The sequence below is a fragment of the Nocardioides sp. genome, assembly GCF_044226305.1.
Classification (GTDB): domain Bacteria; phylum Actinomycetota; class Actinomycetes; order Propionibacteriales; family Nocardioidaceae; genus Nocardioides.
Genome location: NZ_JBGAHF010000020.1, coordinates 12,776 through 29,076 on the forward strand (window position 1 = coordinate 12,776; position 16,301 = coordinate 29,076).

General features: G+C 72.8%; 14 protein-coding genes. 9 read left to right on the top strand and 5 right to left on the bottom strand.

Annotated elements, in window-relative coordinates:
- The first annotated feature begins 7 nt into the window (after positions 1 to 7).
- Complete coding sequence (locus ACILQ5_RS17760; RefSeq protein ID WP_395659361.1) at positions 8 to 730, top strand: hypothetical protein; 723 nt, start codon at positions 8 to 10, stop codon at positions 728 to 730.
- 69 nt (positions 731 to 799) lie between these two features.
- Complete coding sequence (locus ACILQ5_RS17765; protein ID WP_395659362.1) at positions 800 to 1,108, top strand: STAS domain-containing protein; 309 nt, start codon at positions 800 to 802, stop codon at positions 1,106 to 1,108.
- A gap of 152 nt (positions 1,109 to 1,260) precedes the next feature.
- Here the strand turns inward: ACILQ5_RS17765 and ACILQ5_RS17770 are convergent, their stop codons facing one another.
- The 3 genes from ACILQ5_RS17770 to ACILQ5_RS17780 form a co-directional block, all read right to left on the bottom strand.
- Positions 1,261 to 3,240 (bottom strand): ATP-binding protein, encoded by a 1,980-nt coding sequence (locus tag ACILQ5_RS17770; protein ID WP_395659363.1) that lies wholly within the window; start codon positions 3,238 to 3,240, stop codon positions 1,261 to 1,263.
- Positions 3,241 to 3,379: 139 nt separating this feature from the next.
- Positions 3,380 to 4,483 carry a potassium channel family protein gene (locus ACILQ5_RS17775; RefSeq protein WP_395659364.1) on the bottom strand — a complete coding sequence of 368 codons (1,104 nt, stop codon included), beginning with the start codon at positions 4,481 to 4,483 and terminating at the stop codon, positions 3,380 to 3,382.
- A 10-nt stretch (positions 4,484 to 4,493) separates the two neighbouring features.
- Positions 4,494 to 5,495 carry a YihY/virulence factor BrkB family protein gene (locus ACILQ5_RS17780; protein ID WP_395659365.1) on the bottom strand — a complete coding sequence of 334 codons (1,002 nt, stop codon included), beginning with the start codon at positions 5,493 to 5,495 and terminating at the stop codon, positions 4,494 to 4,496.
- Between the two features lie 17 nt (positions 5,496 to 5,512).
- Between ACILQ5_RS17780 and ACILQ5_RS17785 the strand changes: the two genes are divergently transcribed.
- A complete protein-coding gene (locus tag ACILQ5_RS17785) occupies positions 5,513 to 7,165 on the top strand; it encodes an acyl-CoA dehydrogenase family protein (RefSeq protein ID WP_395659366.1) in 1,653 nt (550 codons plus the stop codon).
- Positions 7,166 to 7,185: 20 nt separating this feature from the next.
- Here ACILQ5_RS17785 and ACILQ5_RS17790 read toward each other — a convergent pair whose 3' ends face one another.
- Complete coding sequence (locus ACILQ5_RS17790) at positions 7,186 to 8,553, bottom strand: cation:dicarboxylate symporter family transporter (protein ID WP_395659367.1); 1,368 nt, start codon at positions 8,551 to 8,553, stop codon at positions 7,186 to 7,188.
- Between the two features lie 51 nt (positions 8,554 to 8,604).
- Here ACILQ5_RS17790 and ACILQ5_RS17795 point away from each other — a divergent pair, with 51 nt between their 5' ends.
- Together ACILQ5_RS17795 and ACILQ5_RS17800 are read left to right on the top strand one after the other, a co-directional pair.
- Positions 8,605 to 9,723 carry a phosphotransferase gene (locus ACILQ5_RS17795; RefSeq protein ID WP_395659368.1) on the top strand — a complete coding sequence of 373 codons (1,119 nt, stop codon included), beginning with the start codon at positions 8,605 to 8,607 and terminating at the stop codon, positions 9,721 to 9,723.
- A gap of 666 nt (positions 9,724 to 10,389) precedes the next feature.
- A complete protein-coding gene (locus tag ACILQ5_RS17800; RefSeq protein ID WP_395659369.1) occupies positions 10,390 to 10,788 on the top strand; it encodes a hypothetical protein in 399 nt (132 codons plus the stop codon).
- A gap of 133 nt (positions 10,789 to 10,921) precedes the next feature.
- Here the strand turns inward: ACILQ5_RS17800 and ACILQ5_RS17805 are convergent, their stop codons facing one another.
- Positions 10,922 to 12,367, bottom strand: a complete 1,446-nt coding sequence (locus ACILQ5_RS17805; protein WP_395659370.1) for a glycine hydroxymethyltransferase — start codon at positions 12,365 to 12,367, stop codon at positions 10,922 to 10,924.
- A 315-nt stretch (positions 12,368 to 12,682) separates the two neighbouring features.
- Between ACILQ5_RS17805 and ACILQ5_RS17810 the strand changes: the two genes are divergently transcribed.
- From ACILQ5_RS17810 to ACILQ5_RS17825, 4 genes are all read left to right on the top strand, one after another.
- On the top strand, positions 12,683 to 14,401 hold the full coding sequence (locus ACILQ5_RS17810) for a nitrite/sulfite reductase (protein WP_395659371.1): 1,719 nt from the start codon (positions 12,683 to 12,685) through the stop codon (positions 14,399 to 14,401).
- Positions 14,398 to 14,595 (top strand): hypothetical protein, encoded by a 198-nt coding sequence (locus tag ACILQ5_RS17815; protein WP_395659372.1) that lies wholly within the window; start codon positions 14,398 to 14,400, stop codon positions 14,593 to 14,595. Before ACILQ5_RS17810 ends, ACILQ5_RS17815 begins: the two co-directional genes overlap by 4 nt.
- Positions 14,592 to 15,338, top strand: coding sequence for a phosphoadenylyl-sulfate reductase (locus ACILQ5_RS17820; RefSeq protein ID WP_395659373.1), 747 nt, complete (start codon positions 14,592 to 14,594; stop codon positions 15,336 to 15,338). Before ACILQ5_RS17815 ends, ACILQ5_RS17820 begins: the two co-directional genes overlap by 4 nt.
- 91 nt (positions 15,339 to 15,429) lie before the next feature.
- Positions 15,430 to 16,173 carry a sirohydrochlorin chelatase gene (locus ACILQ5_RS17825; RefSeq protein WP_395659374.1) on the top strand — a complete coding sequence of 248 codons (744 nt, stop codon included), beginning with the start codon at positions 15,430 to 15,432 and terminating at the stop codon, positions 16,171 to 16,173.
- The last annotated feature ends 128 nt before the right edge of the window (positions 16,174 to 16,301 follow it).

A 16,301-nucleotide genomic window follows, 5' to 3' on the forward strand; every position in this document is an offset into this window, starting at 1 on the left:
GGTCGCCGTGGAGCCCACCGCACCGGTCGTGCTGGCCGCCCTCGACGACGAGGTCGGGGCCGCGCTCGCCTTCGCGCTCGACGAGGCGCGACGTCACCACTGCCCGCTCCGGGTCGTCGCCTACGAGGACGACGTGCTGCAGCGGGTGCTCGCCCGGGTCGGGGAGGTGCCGGCCGAGGGTCGCCTCGTCAGCGGCACCCCGGTGCGCGCCGTGCTGGACGCGAGCGCGGACGCCCGCCTGGTCGTCGTCCGGCGCCGCGACCTGCTGCACCTCTTCCGCGCGCTGACCGACCCGGACGACGTCCTGCCCACCACCTGGGCGGACCCCCCGGTCGCCTGTGTGCCCCCGGTCTGGAGCCCGCGCCCCGACGACGACCGTCCGATCACGGTCGGGGTCGAGGACGCCGCGACCGCCGGTCCCCTGCTCGAGCGGGCCCTGGAGGCCTGCGGGGAGGGACCCCTGCGCACGGTGCACGCCGCCCACCAGCGGGCGGGCGTCGTGCTGCTCCACGAGGCGACCCGGTCCCGGGTGCTCGTTCTCGGGCGCAACCCCGCGGACGACCGGGGCGGCACCCGGCTCGGGCGCACGGCACGCTGGGTGCTCCACGAGGCCGCCTGCCCCGTCGTCGTGCTCCCGCCCAGCGGCACGCCGGAGCCGGACCGGTCCCCCGGACGGGTGCACCTCGAAGGGTGTGGCCAGCGGGGCGTGCCGCAGCTAGGTTCGAGGTGACCGGGAGCTCGTGGCGGTCGCCGTCCAGCGCCGCCGTTCCCGGTCGGTGCACCGAACCGGGGCCTGCCCGTGGACTTCTCGACCACCCTGACGATGGAACCGCCGACCGCGACCCTCACCGCGTCCGGTGAGCTCGACATCTTCACCGCCCACCAGGTGGCGCGCCAGCTGGTGGACGCGCTCGGCTCCGGCTGCCGGCGGCTGTTGGTCGACGTGCGCGACGTGACGTTCGTCGACGCCTCCGCCCTCGGCGTCCTCGACCGGGCCCGGCACGCCGTGGCCCTGCAGTCCGGCTCGATGGACGTCGTCGCGGCCGGCCCGAGGTTCCGCCGGCTGTGCGTGCTGGCCGGCCTGGCCGGGGCCTTCGAGCTCTCCTAGGGCGGGCACCCTCGGTCGGGGCCCGGAGGCTTGGCGGTGGCGGCCCGCCTGCCCCAGCCCCCGTGACCAGGACCGACGGGCGCCACTCTCCCAGCAGCATCCGGGACGGCGCGCGGTCGCACATCACCCCTCGGGGTGGCTGACCGCCCCGGTCAGCCGTCGTACGCCGGCAGGGTGAACTCGAAGACCGAACCGGGGCCGTCGGGGTTCGCCCGGGCGCTGATGGTGCCGTCGTGGCGGGTGATGATCCGTCGGACGATCGAGAGCCCGAGGCCGCTGCCCTCGTAGTCGCGGTAGTGGGCGCGGTGGAACTCGTCGAAGATCGCGTCCTCCTCGCCGGTCGGGATGCCGATGCCGTTGTCGACGACCTGGATGGTCACGAAGCCCGGCGGGTGCGGGCAGCCGCGCACCGTGATGCAGGGCTCGACGCCCGGGGCGACGTACTTGAGGGCGTTGCCGATCAGGTTGTCGAGGACCTGGCGGATCAGGACGTCGTCGGCGAGCACCGGTGGGACCGCCCGGCACGAGACGTGCTTCTCGGCGTGGCGGGCGGCGGCGACCTCCGCCACCAGCTCGGCCACGTCGACCCGGGCCACGTCGAGCTCGCGGGAGCTGCTGGTCGCGTGGGCGAGCAGGTCGCGGATGAGCTCGCGCATCCGGCGCGAGGAGGACCGCACCCGCGACACGAACTCACGGGCCAGCTGGGCGTCCAGACCTCCGGAGTCGAGCTCGTCGGCGATCATCTCGGTCCAGCCGTCGATGGCGGCGAGCGGGTTGCGCAGGTCGTGGGCCACGACCCCGGCGAACGCCGCCAGCTCCTCGCGACGCGCGTGCTCGGTCGTCGCGTCGCGGAAGAGCACCAGCGCCCGGGCCCGGCCGCGAGAGCTGTCGCGGGGCAACGGGATGGCGGAGACCGAGACCACCCGGTCCGGGAGGTCGGAGCCCGGGCTGACGAGGATCTCGACGTCGCGGACCGTCTCCCCGGCCAGGGCCCGGCTCGAGGGTCGCTCGGCGTCCGGCAGCGGGGTGCCGTCGGCCCACCGGTCCGAGCGGGCCACCAGCGCCTCGCGGGTCATCACGTCCTCGGCGATCCCGAAGATCTCGGCGGCTGCGGGGTTGTGGAGCAGGACGGCGCCCTGGTCGTCGAGGACGAAGAGACCCTCGTTCATCGAGCCGATGACGGCCTCGCGGACGCTGGCCTGGTACTCGGCCTCCTCCTGGGTGCGGCGCAGCTCGGCGGCGAGCGCCTCGCGCTCGTCCCGGCCGGTCGAGAGCCCGAGGCCGGTGACGGCGATCGTCGCCACGTAGAACTCGGCCAGCAGGTAGCCCACGGACGTGTGGTCGACGGCGGCGAACGGGCCGATGTCGCGCACGGTCAGCGCCAGCGTCGCCGTGCCCACGAGGAGCGAGTGGACGGCGCTGAGCAGGGTCGAGAATCGGAGCCCGAACCAGACCGAGGCCGCGACCAGCGGGAACGCCAGCGGCAGCTGCTCGAACCAGAACGCGACGACGTACATCCCGACGGTGAACGCGACCGCCGCGAGCAGCTCGAACCAGGTGGCCCCGCTCAGCAGCCGCGGCCGTGGCGGCTCGGAGGTGACCCGCTCCCCGACGAGCAGCCCGGAGGTGACGACGACGAGGGTGCTGCACAGGCTGCGTCCGAACCACAGCGCGCCACCGAGGTCGGTGGTGTGGTCCGCCAGCAGGGTCCAGCCGACGGTTGCCAGCGCCGCACCGACCGCCATGCCGAGGGCCAGGGCGGCGCCGTACCGGGCCAGCACGCGGGGCCGGTCCAGCGGCCGGTCGCCGCCGCACCCCCACAGACCCGAGCACCAGCGGCGCAGGAGCACCACCGTGACGAGGGTCTGGACCACCACCGCGCCCGCCATCGCCGCCGCGAGGTCCGGCTCCGAGCCGAGGATCAGGTCGGCGGCGAACACCGTGACGCCGAGCACCACCGTCTCGATGCTCAGCACCCGGGCCCCGCGGAGCAGGAACCACAGCACCGCGAGCCCGCCGACGGGCATCGCGGTCGAGAACCCGGGGCCGGTCGCGTCGGCTGCGTGGGTGAGGAGGGCGAGCGCGACCAGCAGCCCGGCGAACCCGAAGGTCACACCGGGGCCGACGATCACATGCGGCCTCTTCCGGTCTCCCGGCATCCCCACTCCCCTGGCCCCCACCTGGTGCTCAGCAGGCTAGTCCCAACGGCGCCCGTCCGCGGGCATCTGGGACGGAACGGCGTCGGGTGTCTTCCCGGGGCGGTCGACCCGGTCAGTCCTCCTCGGAGGCGAGGTCCTCGTTGTGGGTGCCCGGCCGGGGCGCCCAGGGCAGCTCGCGCGCGGGGCGGACGACGATCAACCGGTCGCCGCGGGCCAGGAGCGTCACCACGGGGTCGAAGTAGCGGTAGACCTTCTCGTCGCGCACGACGGCGATCACCTGGTCGGGCAGCGACTGCGGCGGCCGGCCCACCTCGGAGACGAGCAGCGCCCGCTCGGCGACCTCGAGGCCCTCGCCGTAGGTGAGCAGGTCCTCCATCACCTGGCCGAGCGTCGGCGACAGCGAGGACAGGCCCAGCAGCCGCCCGACGGCGTCGGAGGAGGTGATCACCGAGTCGGCCCCGGACTGGCGCATGAGTGCGACGTTCTCCTGCTCGCGCGCGGCAGCCACGATCCACACGTCCGGGTTGAGCTGGCGCACCGTCAGCGTGGCCAGCACGTTGGAGTCGTCCCGGTTGGTCGTGATGATCACCTGCTTGGCGTCGCTGACCCCGGCCCGGCGCAGGACGTCCTGGCGGGTCGCGTCGCCGGTGACGACGGCCAGGCCGTCGGCGTGCGCCTCCTGGAGCGCCCCGGCGCCGGGGTCGACCACGACGATCGCCTCGCGGTCGTGACCGTTGTTGACCAGGGTGTCGACGGCCGCCCGGCCCTTCGTGCCGTAGCCGATCACGACGACGTGGTCCGACATCTTCTTCCTCCAGCGGGCGACTCGGAACATCTCGCGGCCCTGGGAGGCGAGCACCTCCAGGGTGGTCCCGATCAGCAGCACCAGGAAGGCGATGCGGAGCGGGGTGATGACGAACGCGTTGATCATGCGGGCGTGCGCGGAGACCGGCGCGATGTCGCCGTACCCGGTCGTGCTCAGCGTGACGGTCGTGTAGTAGATCGAGTCGACCAGGTCCACGCCGTACAGCGGCGGGTCGTTGGCGTCGCGGTAGGCGTGCCGGTCGAGGTAGACGATCGCGATCGTGAACACCAGGATCGCCACGGCCAGCAGCAGCCGCCGGCCCAGCTCCCACCACGGCGACCGGTTGGGGTCGGGGAGCGAGACGCTCGCACGGCTCGGGCCCTGCGTGCTGTCGCTGGAGTCGTCCGGCACGGGCGGCAATCTATCCCTCGGGATCGCCCTCACCCAGCGGGGTCTCCTCGCGCACCGTCCGGCGGCGCAGCCGCTGCACCAGCTCCAGGCGCGCCCGCATCGTCGTCTTCTGCGGGAAGACCTCGTCGAAGGCGGCGTTCACGGCAGCACCGACCAGCACCGCGAGCGAGACCAGGTAGAGCCAGAGCAGGACCGCGATCGGCGCGGCCAGCGGACCGTAGATCGACCGGGAGTCGGCCGCGGTGGCGGTGAGGAACCAGCGCAGCAGGTAGGACCCCACGACCCAGCAGAAGAGCGAGAACGTCGCGCCTGGGAGGTTGAAGCTCCAGTTGGTCCGCACCGGGACCGAGACGTGGTAGAGCGTCGCCAGGAAGCAGACCGAGATGACCACGACGACGGGCCAGTAGAAGTGGATGAGGAAGTCCGCGCGGGCCGGGAGCCAGTTCGCGACCAGGCCCGGCCCGGCGACCACCAGCGGCAGCGCGACCACGCCGGTCACCATGGCGAGGATGTAGAGCGCGAAGGACAGCGCCCGGGTCTTGACGATGCCCCGGTGCCCGCCGAGCCCGTGCATGATCGTGATGGTGTCGATGAAGACGTGCAGCGCCCGTGAGCCCGACCAGAGGGCGAGCACGAAGCCCAGCGAGATGACGTCGAACCGGCCGCCCTGGAGCACGTCGTCGATGGTCGGCGTGATGATCCGGTTGACCGCGTTCTCGGTCAGCGCGCGCTCGGAGAGGTCGATGATCGCCGAGCGCACGTCGGCCACCTGGGCGGCGCTGAACTGGTCGGTGACGAAGCCGATCGCGCCCGCGAGCGCGAAGATCAGCGGTGGCACGGACAGCACGGCGAAGAACGCGGCCTCCGCGGCCAGGCCCGTGACCCGGTACCTCAGGCAGGTCCCGACCGTGGTGACCACGAGCCGCCAGACGGTCGCCCGCGCCTGCCGGAGCCAGACGACGAGCGGCGAGGTGGCGGAGTCGCGGCGCTCCACACCCTCGGCCCCGGTCATGGATCTAACGTAGTCACATGCGTTCCGAGATCCGGGTAGCCACGAACCAGGTGCCTCCACTGGAAGGTCACAACACCGTCACGGGCGACCGGGCGCTCGTCGAGGCGGTCACCCGCTACGCGTCGGGCGAGGTGGTCGACGACCTGGCACCGATCGGCGCCGAGGCCGGGAGCGCCGAGGCGCGCGAGCACGGCCTGCTCGCGAACCGCCACGGCCCCGAGCTCGTCCCGGTCGACCGCTTCGGCAACCGGGTCGACGAGGTGCGCTTCCACCCCTCCTACCACTGGCTGATGGAGCGGGCCGTGGGCCACGGGCTCGCGGCCCGGCCCTGGGAGCAGCAGGAGGCCGGGTCGCCGTACGCCCACGTGCGGCGCGCGGCCGGCTTCATGGCCTGGTCGCACACCGAGCCCGGGCACGGCTGCCCGATCTCGATGACCTACGCGGCGGTCCCTGCGCTGCGTGCCGACGAGGCGATCGCGAAGGAGTGGACGCCGCTGCTCGCCTCCACCGTCTACGACCCCGGCGTGCGGCTGGCCTCGACCAAGCGCGGCGCCCTCGCCGGCATGGGCATGACCGAGAAGCAGGGCGGCTCCGACGTCCGCCTGAACGTGACGCAGGCGCGGCCGACGTCCGTGGACGGGGAGTACACCCTGCACGGCCACAAGTGGTTCACCTCCGCCCCGATGAACGACGTGTTCCTCGTGCTCGCCCAGGCCGACGCCGGCCTCACCTGCTTCGTCGTCACGCGGGTGCTGCCCGACGGCAGCCGCAACCAGCTCGACGTGGTCCGGCTCAAGGACAAGCTCGGCAACCGCTCCAACGCGTCCTCGGAGCTGGAGTTCGACGGCACCGTCGCCCAGCGCCTCGGCGACGAGGGACGGGGGGTGCGCACCATCATCGAGATGGTCGCCGCGACCCGCCTCGACTGCGTGCTGGGGTCGACCTCGCTGATGCGGCGGGCCCTCAACGAGGCGACCTGGCACGCCGCGCACCGCTCGGCCTTCGGCTCGCTGCTGGTGGACAAGCCGCTGATGCAGAACGTGCTCGCCGACCTCGCGGTCGAGACCGAGGCGGCCACCGCGCTCGCGATGCGGCTCGCGACGGCCGTCGACGCCGTCGACGACCCGCACGAGGCGGCGCTGCGCCGGATCGCGCTGCCGCTGTCGAAGTTCTGGGTCTGCAAGCGGACCCCGACGGTCGTCGCGGAGGCGCTCGAGTGCCTGGGCGGCAACGGCTACGTCGAGGACTCCGGCCTGCCCCTGCTCTACCGCGAGGCGCCGCTCAACTCGGTGTGGGAGGGGTCGGGCAACGTCAACGCGCTCGACGTGCTGCGGGCGCTCGGCCGCGAGCCCGAGGTCCTCGACGCGTGGATCACCGAGGTCGGCCGGGCCCGCGGCGGCGACACCCGCCTCGACCGGGCGATCGAGGACACCCTCGCCCTGCTCGGCTCGCTGATGGGTGAGCCGGACCGGCTCGAGGTCAGCGCGCGCCGGCTCGCCGGCCGGATGGCCGCCGTCCTCCAGGGCTCGCTCCTGGTCCGCTACGCGCCGCCCGAGGTCGCCGACCTCTTCTGCGCGTCACGGCTCGGGACGTCGTACGACGGCACGTTCGGTGCGCTCGAGGGTGGCGACCTGCGGGCGGTCGTGGAGCGCGCGACGCCGGTGGTCTGAGGCGGCTCGGCCGGAGGCGGTCAGCGGCGTTCGGCCGGTTCGGGCACGGGCTCGGCCTCGCGCACCCCGTCGGGCTGCCGGTCCTCGTCGGGCTCGTCGATCATGGTCTGCTCGTCGAACGGGAGCTCGCCGGCCAGCACCCGGTCGAACCGGTCCCGGTCGAGGCCGTCGGTCCAGCGGCCGATGAGGACCGTGGCGACCGAGTTGCCGGCGAAGTTGGTGAGCGCCCGCGCCTCGGACATGAAGCGGTCGATGCCGACGATCAGGCCGACGCCGCCGACCAGGTCGGGGCGGTGGGACTGGAGGCCGCCGGCGAGCGTGGCGAGCCCGGCACCGGTGACCCCGGCGGCGCCCTTGGAGGCGATGATCATGAACACCAGCAGCGAGATCTGCTCGCCGAGGGAGAGCGGGTCCCCCATCGCCTCGGCGATGAACAGCGTCGCCATCGTCAGGTAGATGGCGGTGCCGTCGAGGTTGAAGGAGTAGCCGGTCGGCACCACGATGCCGACCGTCGTCCGGTCGACGCCGGCGTGCTCCATCTTCGCGATCAGGCGCGGCAGCGCGGACTCGGAGGAGGAGGTGGCGAGGATCAGCAGGAACTCCCGGCCGAGGTAGCGGAACAGGGACAGGATGTTGATCCCGGCGACGACCCGCAGGAGGACGCCGAGGACGCCGAAGACGAAGAGCGCACAGGTCAGGTAGAACGCGGCCATCAGCATCGCGAGGCCCTTCAGCGCGTCGGCTCCGGTCTCCCCCACGACCGCCGAGATCGCCCCGAAGGCACCGACGGGCGCTGCCCACATCACCATGGCGAGCACCCGGAAGACGAGCCGCTGGGCGTACTCGACGACGGTGAGGATCGGCCGCCCGGACGCACCCATCTGCTGGAGCGCGAAGCCGATGAGCAGGGCGACCAGCAGCGTCTCCAGCACGTCACCGGAGGTCAGCGAGGAGAACAGCGAGTCCGGGATGATGCCGAGCAGGAACTCCGTGGTGCTGCCGTGGCCCTCCTCCGCCTGGGCCGCGCCGGCGGCGGTGACGTCCTCGGTCAGGTCCAGCCCCGAACCGGGGTGCAGCATGTTGCCGACGACCAGCCCGATGGTGAGCGCGAAGGTCGACATCACCAGGAAGTAGCCGATCGCGAGCAGGCCCACCTTGCCGACCCGGGCCGCGCTGGCCACCGAGCCCACGCCGAGCACGATCGTGCAGAAGATGACCGGCTGGATCATCATCGTGATGAGCCCCACGAAGGCGTCGCCGAGCGGCTTGAGCCGCACTGCGAAGTCCGGGAACAGCAGCCCGACCGCGATGCCCAGGGCCACGGCGAGGACCACCGCCGCGTAGAGCCAGTGCGTGCGGTTCTTCTTCGGCGCCCGAGTCTCAGCCATACCGGTTGCGTACCCGGGCCGGACGAGCCCGAATCGTCGTACCCTCACCCCATGGGTGGGCGCGACGCGCTCGGCGCCGCGGACGTGCCGGACCGGACCCTCCTCGCGATGGTCGCCGACCAGGTGGGCGGGCCGGTCGAGCGGATCGACTCCCTGGTCGTCGAGCCCGTGGCCTACGACGTCCCGTCGATGACCACGGCCGGCCGCTGGTGGGTGCGGGGCCACGCCGGCACGGGGTCGTTCGCGTTCTTCGTCAAGCAGGTCCAGGCATGGACGCGCTCGCCGGTCTTCGCCATGGTCCCGGAGGAGTTCCGGGAGGCGGCTGCGGCGAGCTACCCCTGGCGCACCGAGCGCGAGGTCTACCGCTCCGACCTCCGCGACCGGCTGCCCGCCGGCCTCCGCATGCCCCGCGCGTACGGCGTGCACGACGTCGACGACGAGTCCTACGCCCTGTGGCTCGAGGTGGTGGCGACGGCCGGGCGGGCCTGGTCGCTCGACCGGTTCGCCCGCGCAGCGCACCTGCTGGGGCGTCTCAGCAGCAGCCCGGAGGTCGCGGAGGTCGCCGACGTCGGCGGGTTCGCGATGAGCGCGGAGACCTACCGCGCCACCCGGGTCACGATGCAGCTCGAGCCGATCCTGCGGTCCGACATCTGGGAGCACCCGGCACTGAGCGTCTTCGACCCGACCCTGCGCGAGCGGCTGCTCGCCGCGCTCGACGTGCTGCCGGAGCTGGCCGCCGAGGTCGGGGCGCTCCCCCGCCTCGCCGCGCACGGTGACGCCTGCCCCGGCAACCTGCTCGTCACCGACGACGATCCGGACGGGTTCACGCTCATCGACTTCGGGCAGTTCACCCCGCTGCCGGTGGGCTTCGACCTGACCCAGCTGCTGGTGGGCGAGACGATGATCGGCAAGCTGCCCGCCTCCGCGCTCGGGACGATCGAGGACGTCGTCGTCCCGGCCTACGCGGCCGGCTGCGGGCACGACGAGGACACCGTCCGACGCGCACACGCGATCTTGCTGTTCGCGTTCACCGGCCTGTCCGCCGTCCCGTTCGACCTGCTGGAGACGACACCGCCGCCCCAGCTGGCCCCGGTGGCGGCGGAGCGCGCGGCCGTGACCAGGTTCAGCCTCGACCTGCTGGACGCGACCTCCCGCGGCCGGTCGACCTAGGACAGGTCGATCCCCGGGTAGAGCGGGTGCTTGGCTGGGCATCACATCGAGGGCCGCGCCGGCCGCGGTCTAGACGCGGTCGCCCGGGCGAGGGCGGGTCCCTAGCGTCGGCGCGTGACCACACCTTCCCGTCGCGCCGCCACGGTCGGCGCCGCGGTGCTCGTCCTCAGCGGCACTGTCACTGCCACCTACGCCGCCGGCAGCCGGGACTCGTCGACGATGATCAGCGTCTGCGCGAGCGTGCGGACCGGGGTGATCCGCCTCGAGACCGCCCAGGCGCCCTGCCTCACCGATGGCCCCCGCCGGCTGCGTGAGACGCGGCTGACCTGGAACCAGCAGGGCGAGCCCGGCGCTGCCGGACCGAGCGGCGCTGCCGGACCGGCAGGACCGAGCGGTGCCCCGGGGTCAGCGGGGCCGAGCGGCGCCGTCGGACCCGTCGGACCGGTCGGACCAACCGGGCCCGTCGGACCGTCGGGTGCACCGGGGCCGTCGGGCGCGGCAGGACCCTCCGGCCCCCCAGGGCCCTCGGGCGCGACCGGCCCCAGCGGAGCGCCCGGACCCAGCGGGTTGCCGGGACCGTCCGGTCCAGCGGGGCCCTCGGGGCCGGCGGGCGCCGACGCGAACGGCACGATCCTGACCGCGAGCAGCGGCCAGAGCGTCGTCACGATGCAGAACCGCCAGGACGGCTCGCCCGAGTTCGCGGCCGTCCTCCCGATCAGCGGCGCCGGGTCACGGACGTACCACATCGACGACGCCGACGTCGTCAGCCCTCCCGGGGCATTCGGAGATCGTCCGCTCCTCGGGCTGGTCCAGGTGCTGGCGCGGGCCGGGACGGTCACGTCGTTGTCGGCCAGCTACGCCCCGGACACCATCTCCGACTGGGTCGATGTGCCTGCGACGATGCACGTGCGCCTGTTCTCCGACCATGGCGTTCCCGCGGGTGACTTCCGCCCGGTCGCGGGCGTGGGATGCGATCTCACCTTCGACAAGAACACTCCCCCCGTGTGCCCCTGCGCTGCTCGGCGACCGGCCTCGACGTGGCGGTCTCCCCCGACGAGCGCCTGATCATGGTCGGGACAATCACGACGACGGTGGGCCCGTACACCCTGGGGGCACAGTTTGTGGACGGCTACCTCGCGACAAGCCTCGTCGTGCGGTGATCCGGGGCTGAGGCCGGGCCCGCCCGCGTCGACCAGGTTCAGCCGAGGTCGATCCCCGGGTAGAGCGGGTGCTTGTCGAGCATCTCCGCCGAGGCGTCGCGCACCTTGGCGGCCACGCCGTCGCCGAGGCGGTACGACGCCTTGGACGGTCCGCCCGCCTTGGTCGTGCCGGGCTCGGTGTTCTGCAGGACGTGGACGATCAGCTCCGCCACCCGGTCGAACTCGTCGTGGCCGAAGCCGCGGGTGGTCAGCGCGGGGGTGCCGAGCCGGACGCCCGAGGTGTACCAGGCGCCGTTCGGATCCTGCGGGACCGAGTTGCGGTTCGTGACGACGCCCGCGTCGAGCAGGGCCGACTCGGCCTGGCGGCCGGTCAGGCCGAACGAGGTCACGTCGAGCAGCACCAGGTGGTTGTCGGTGCCGCCGGTGACCAGGTTCGCGCCGCGGGAGAGGAAGCCGTCGGCGAGCGACTTCGCGTTGTCGGCGATCGACTGGGCGTAGGCCTGGAAGGACGGCTGGCGCGCCTCGGCCAGCGCGACCGCCTTCGCGGCCATCACGTGCGACAGCGGGCCGCCGAGCACCATCGGGCAGCCGCGGTCCACCTCGGCGGCGTACTCCTCCTGCGCGAGGACGAGGCCGCCCCGCGGGCCGCGCAGCGACTTGTGGGTCGTGGTGGTGACGACGTGGGCGTGCGGCACCGGGTCCTCGTCGCCGGTGAAGACCTTGCCGGCGACCAGGCCCGCGAAGTGCGCCATGTCGACCATCAGCGTGGCGCCGACCTCGTCGGCGATCTCCCGCATCTTCGCGAAGTTCACCCGTCGCGGGTACGCCGAGTAGCCGGCCACCAGGATCAGCGGCTTGAACTCGCGGGCCTTGGCGGCCAGCGCGTCGTAGTCGAGCAGCCCGGTCTCCGGGTCGGTGCCGTACTGCTGCTGGTGGAACATCTTGCCGCTGATGTTGGGGCGGAAGCCGTGCGTGAGGTGGCCGCCGGCGTCCAGCGCCATGCCGAGCAGGCGCTGGTTGCCGAGCTCGCCGCGCAGCGTCTCCCACTCCTCGGCGGAGAGCTCGTTGACGTTCTTGGCACCCAGCTTCTCCAGTGCGGGGCTCTCGACCCGGTGGGCCAGGATCGCCCAGTAGGCGACCAGGTTGGCGTCGATGCCCGAGTGCGGCTGGGCGTAGGCGTAGGGCGCTCCGAACAGCTCGCGGGCGTGCTCCGCGGCGAGCGCCTCGACCGTGTCGACGTTCTGGCAGCCGGCGTAGAAGCGGTGGCCGACCGTCCCCTCGGCGTACTTGTCGCTGAACCAGGTGCCCATGGTCAGCAGCACCGCCGGCGAGGCGTAGTTCTCGCTGGCGATGAGCTTGAGCGAGCCGCGCTGGTCGGCGAGCTCCTGGCGGGTGGCCTCCGCGATCCGCGGCTCGACCGAGGCGATCACCTCGAGGGCCTGCTGGTACGCGCTGCTGGTGAGGGAATCGATCCGGTCCGTCATGGGGTTCAGCCTAGTGTCGCCGCCGCCCGGAGCCGTCCGCCCGGCGGCGACCTGGCCGTGCGTCTCACATCGTGGCTGCAGATCTCACATCATGAGATTCCGGTTTGTGGGATCGACGTCCGCTCCCTGAGACTGCTTGACATGATCTCCGCTGCGACCCATGCGTACCTCGTGGCCCGGCGCCACGTGGACCTCGGACGCACGCGCAGCATGATGTGTTGGCCGTCCTGACCGTCCGCCCCACTCCCGGGCGCTGACCTCCCGGCAACGTCGCCGGTCGACGGACGCGCCCCTCTCGTCGAGGGACACACCCACATGTCTGACCCCCGCTTCACCGCCCGGCGTGCCGAGCACACCGAGATCCCCCGCCCCAAGCGCGGCGAGGGGCAGTGGGCGCTCGGCTACACCGAGCCCCTGAACAAGAACGAGCAGTCCAAGAAGGACGACGACCCGCTGCACGTGCGCGAGCGGATCCTGCACGTCTACTCCAAGCGCGGGTTCGACTCGATCGACCCCGCCGACCTGCGCGGGCGGTTCCGGTGGATGGGCCTCTACACCCAGCGCAAGCCCGGCATCGACGGCGGCAGGACGGCGGTGCTGGACGAGGAGGAGCTCGACGACCGCTACTTCATGCTGCGGGTCCGCTCGGACGGCAAGCTCCTCTCCCCCGCCACGGTCCGGGCCCTCGGCACGATCGGGGTCGACTTCGCCCGCGACACCGCGGACGTCACCGACCGCGAGAACATCCAGTACCACTGGATCCGCGTCGAGGACGTCCCCGCGATCTGGGAGCGCCTGGACGCGGCCGGTCTCTCCAGCATCGAGGCGTGCGGCGACTCACCGCGGCCGTTCCTCGGCTCGCCGGTCGCCGGCGTCGCGAAGGACGAGATCATCGACGGGTCGAGCGCCCTCGACGAGATCTACCGCCGCTACATCGGCAACCCGGACTTCTCGAACTTCCCGCGGAAGTTCAAGACCGCGCTGACCGGCCACCCCTCCCAGGACGTCTCCCCCGAGACCAACGACGTCTCGTTCGTCGGCACCGTGCACCCCGAGCACGGCCCCGGCTTCGACCTGTGGGTCGGTGGCGGACTGTCCACCAACCCGATGCTCGCCCAGAAGATGGGCGTGTGGATCCCGCTCGACGAGGTCCCGGACGCCTGGGAGGCCGTCGCGTCGGTCTTCCGCGACTACGGCTACCGCCGGCTGCGCTCGCGCGCCCGCCTGAAGTTCCTCGTCGCGGACTGGGGCATCGAGAAGTTCCGCGAGGTCGTGGAGAACGAGTACCTCGGCCGACGGCTGGTCTCCCTTCCCTCCCCGCCCTCGCCGACCGGCCACCGCGACCACGTCGGTGTGCACGAGCAGCGCGACGGCCTGCGCTACGTCGGGGTCGCCCCGACCGCGGGCCGCGTGTCGGGCACCGTCCTGGTCCGGCTCGCCGACCTGATGGACCAGTACGCCGTGCGGGGCGCCCGGCTGACGCCGTACCAGAAGATCGTGCTGATCGGCGTCGAGCCGGCCGTGGTCGACGCGCTGCTCGACGACCTCGACGCGATCGGGCTCTCGGCCCGGCCGTCGGCCTGGCGGCAGAACACGATGGCCTGCACCGGCATCGAGTTCTGCAAGCTGGCGATCGTCGACACCAAGAACCGGGCGCGCGACCTGGTCGCCGAGCTCGAGCGTCGGTTCCCCGACCTCGACGTCCCGATCACCGTCAACGTCAACGGCTGCCCCAACGCCTGCGCGCGCACCCAGGTCGCCGACATCGGCCTCAAGGGCCAGCTGGTGATGCACGAGGGCGCGCAGGTCGAGGGCTTCCAGGTGCACCTGGGCGGCGCGACCGGCCTGGAGGCGAACTTCGGGCGCAAGCTGCGCGCCCACAAGGTCACCAGCGCCGGGCTCGACGACTACGTGACGGCCGTGGTGACCAACTTCCTGGCCAGCCGCGAGCCCGACGAGAGCTTCGCCTCCTGGGTCGCCCGGGCCGACGAGGAGCTGCTCCGCGGCGACAAGGTCCTGGAGGTGGCGCCATGAGCGAGCGCGGCATCCCGTTCCACTGCCCCTACTGCGGCGAGCAGGACCTGCGGCCGCACGAGGTCGTCTCGGAGTCCGGCGAGGTCACCTCGCCGCACGGCACCTGGGACTGCCGGGGCTGCCTGCGGGCGTTCTCGCTGAAGATGCTCGGCCTCGTCCGACCCTCGGGAGCCCCGTCAGGAGCGCAGTCATGACCGCCGCCACCACGATCTCCGCGCGCAACAACCGCGGCACCGCGACCGAGGGCCGCTCCCCCGAGGAGCTGCGCGAGCTGGTGTCGCACTGGGGCGCCGAGCTCGAGCTCGCCCCGGCCGAGGACATCATCGAGTGGGCGGTCGCCACCTTCGGCAAGCGGTTCTGCGTCACCTCCTCCATGGGCGACGCGGTGCTCGCCGACATCGCCTCGAAGGTCGCGCCCGGCGTCGACGTCGTGTTCCTCGACACCGGCTACCACTTCGTGGAGACGATCGGGACCCGCGACGCCGTCGCCGCCACGCTGCCGGTCAACCTGCTGACGATCACCCCGGTGCAGACGGTGGCGCAACAGGACGCGACCTACGGCAAGGACCTCTACAAGACCGACCCGGACCTGTGCTGCAAGCTGCGCAAGGTCCAGCCCCTATCCGACGGGCTGGCCGAGTACGACGCCTGGGCGACCGGCCTGCGCCGCGCGGAGACCCACAACCGGGTGATCGCGCCGGTGATCGGCTGGGACGCCAAGAAGGGCAAGGTCAAGGTGTCGCCGCTGGCCCGGTGGACCGACGAGCAGGTCGAGCGCTACATCGCCGACAGCGGCGTGCTGGTCAACCCGCTCGTCTACGACGGCTACCCCTCCATCGGCTGCTGGCCGTGCACCCGCCGCGTCGCTCCGGGCGAGGACCCGCGCAGCGGCCGCTGGGCCGGCACCAACAAGACCGAGTGCGGGATCCACTCATGACCCGGTCGACGAGCACCCGCACCCGCGCACCCGGCAGCGTCGCCGGCGTCCGCACCACCGCAACAGCACGCACCACGAAGGAGGCAGTGTGATGGCTGCTCCTGCTCTGGTGGCCCTGGCTCACGGAAGTCGTGACCCCCGGTCCGCCGCCACCATCAAGGCCCTCGTCGACGAGGTCCGGGCGATGCGCCCCGACCTGCGCGTCGAGCAGGCCTTCCTCGAGCTGTCGAAGCCGTCGTTCTCGACGGTCGTCGACCGCCTCGTGAAGGCCGGCCACGACGAGATCGTCGTCGTCCCGCTCCTGCTCACCGAGGCCTACCACGCCAAGGTCGACGTCCCGAGCGCGATCGCGGAGGCGCAGGCCCGGCACGAGGGCGTGACGATCCGGGCGACCCGCATCCTCGGGCTCGAGGCCCAGTTCCTCGAGGTGCTCGACGTCCGGATGCGTGAAGCCCTGCGCGAGGCCCGCGTGCGCGAGCTCGACGCGCTCGTGCTCGCCGCGGCGGGCTCGAGCGACCCGCTCGCGAACCAGGCGGTGGCCCGGCTGGCCCGGGTCTGGGCCTCGCGGCACAAGCTGCCGGTCACCGCTGCGTTCGCGTCGTCGGCGCCGCCGGCGACCGGTGAGGCGGTGCGGGCGTTCCGCGCCGAGGGCCGTCGGCACATCGCGGTCGCCTCGCTGTTCCTGGCGCCCGGGTTCCTGCCCGACCGGGCCGCCGAGCTGGCGACCGAGGCCGGAGCGGTGGCGGTGTCCGCACCGCTCGGCGCCCACCCCGAGCTGGCCCGCGCGATCCTGGCCCGGTACGCCGTCGGCGCGGTCGAGCTGGTCCCGGTCTGACCGCGACTCGGCGCATCTTGGACGCCTGCGTGCACAAGATGCGCCGACTCGCGGTTGAGGAGGATCAGCCGCCAGGACAGCTGATCGGCACCTGAGGTGGAGGCGCTGGCCGGGTCCGGGTTCCTAGC

Excerpts from the sequence above, each read along its gene's own strand:
- ACILQ5_RS17780 (WP_395659365.1), bottom strand. The coding sequence starts at position 5,495 with ATGACCGGGGCCGAGGGTGTGGAGCGCCGCGACTCCGCCACCTCGCCG.
- ACILQ5_RS17785 (WP_395659366.1), top strand. The coding sequence starts at position 5,513 with ATGCGTTCCGAGATCCGGGTAGCCACGAACCAGGTGCCTCCACTGGAA.
- ACILQ5_RS17790 (WP_395659367.1), bottom strand. The coding sequence starts at position 8,553 with ATGGCTGAGACTCGGGCGCCGAAGAAGAACCGCACGCACTGGCTCTAC.
- ACILQ5_RS17795 (WP_395659368.1), top strand. The coding sequence starts at position 8,605 with ATGGGTGGGCGCGACGCGCTCGGCGCCGCGGACGTGCCGGACCGGACC.
- ACILQ5_RS17800 (WP_395659369.1), top strand. The coding sequence starts at position 10,390 with ATGCAGAACCGCCAGGACGGCTCGCCCGAGTTCGCGGCCGTCCTCCCG.
- ACILQ5_RS17805 (WP_395659370.1), bottom strand. The coding sequence starts at position 12,367 with ATGACGGACCGGATCGATTCCCTCACCAGCAGCGCGTACCAGCAGGCC.
- ACILQ5_RS17810 (WP_395659371.1), top strand. The coding sequence starts at position 12,683 with ATGTCTGACCCCCGCTTCACCGCCCGGCGTGCCGAGCACACCGAGATC.
- ACILQ5_RS17815 (WP_395659372.1), top strand. The coding sequence starts at position 14,398 with ATGAGCGAGCGCGGCATCCCGTTCCACTGCCCCTACTGCGGCGAGCAG.
- ACILQ5_RS17820 (WP_395659373.1), top strand. The coding sequence starts at position 14,592 with ATGACCGCCGCCACCACGATCTCCGCGCGCAACAACCGCGGCACCGCG.
- ACILQ5_RS17825 (WP_395659374.1), top strand. The coding sequence starts at position 15,430 with ATGGCTGCTCCTGCTCTGGTGGCCCTGGCTCACGGAAGTCGTGACCCC.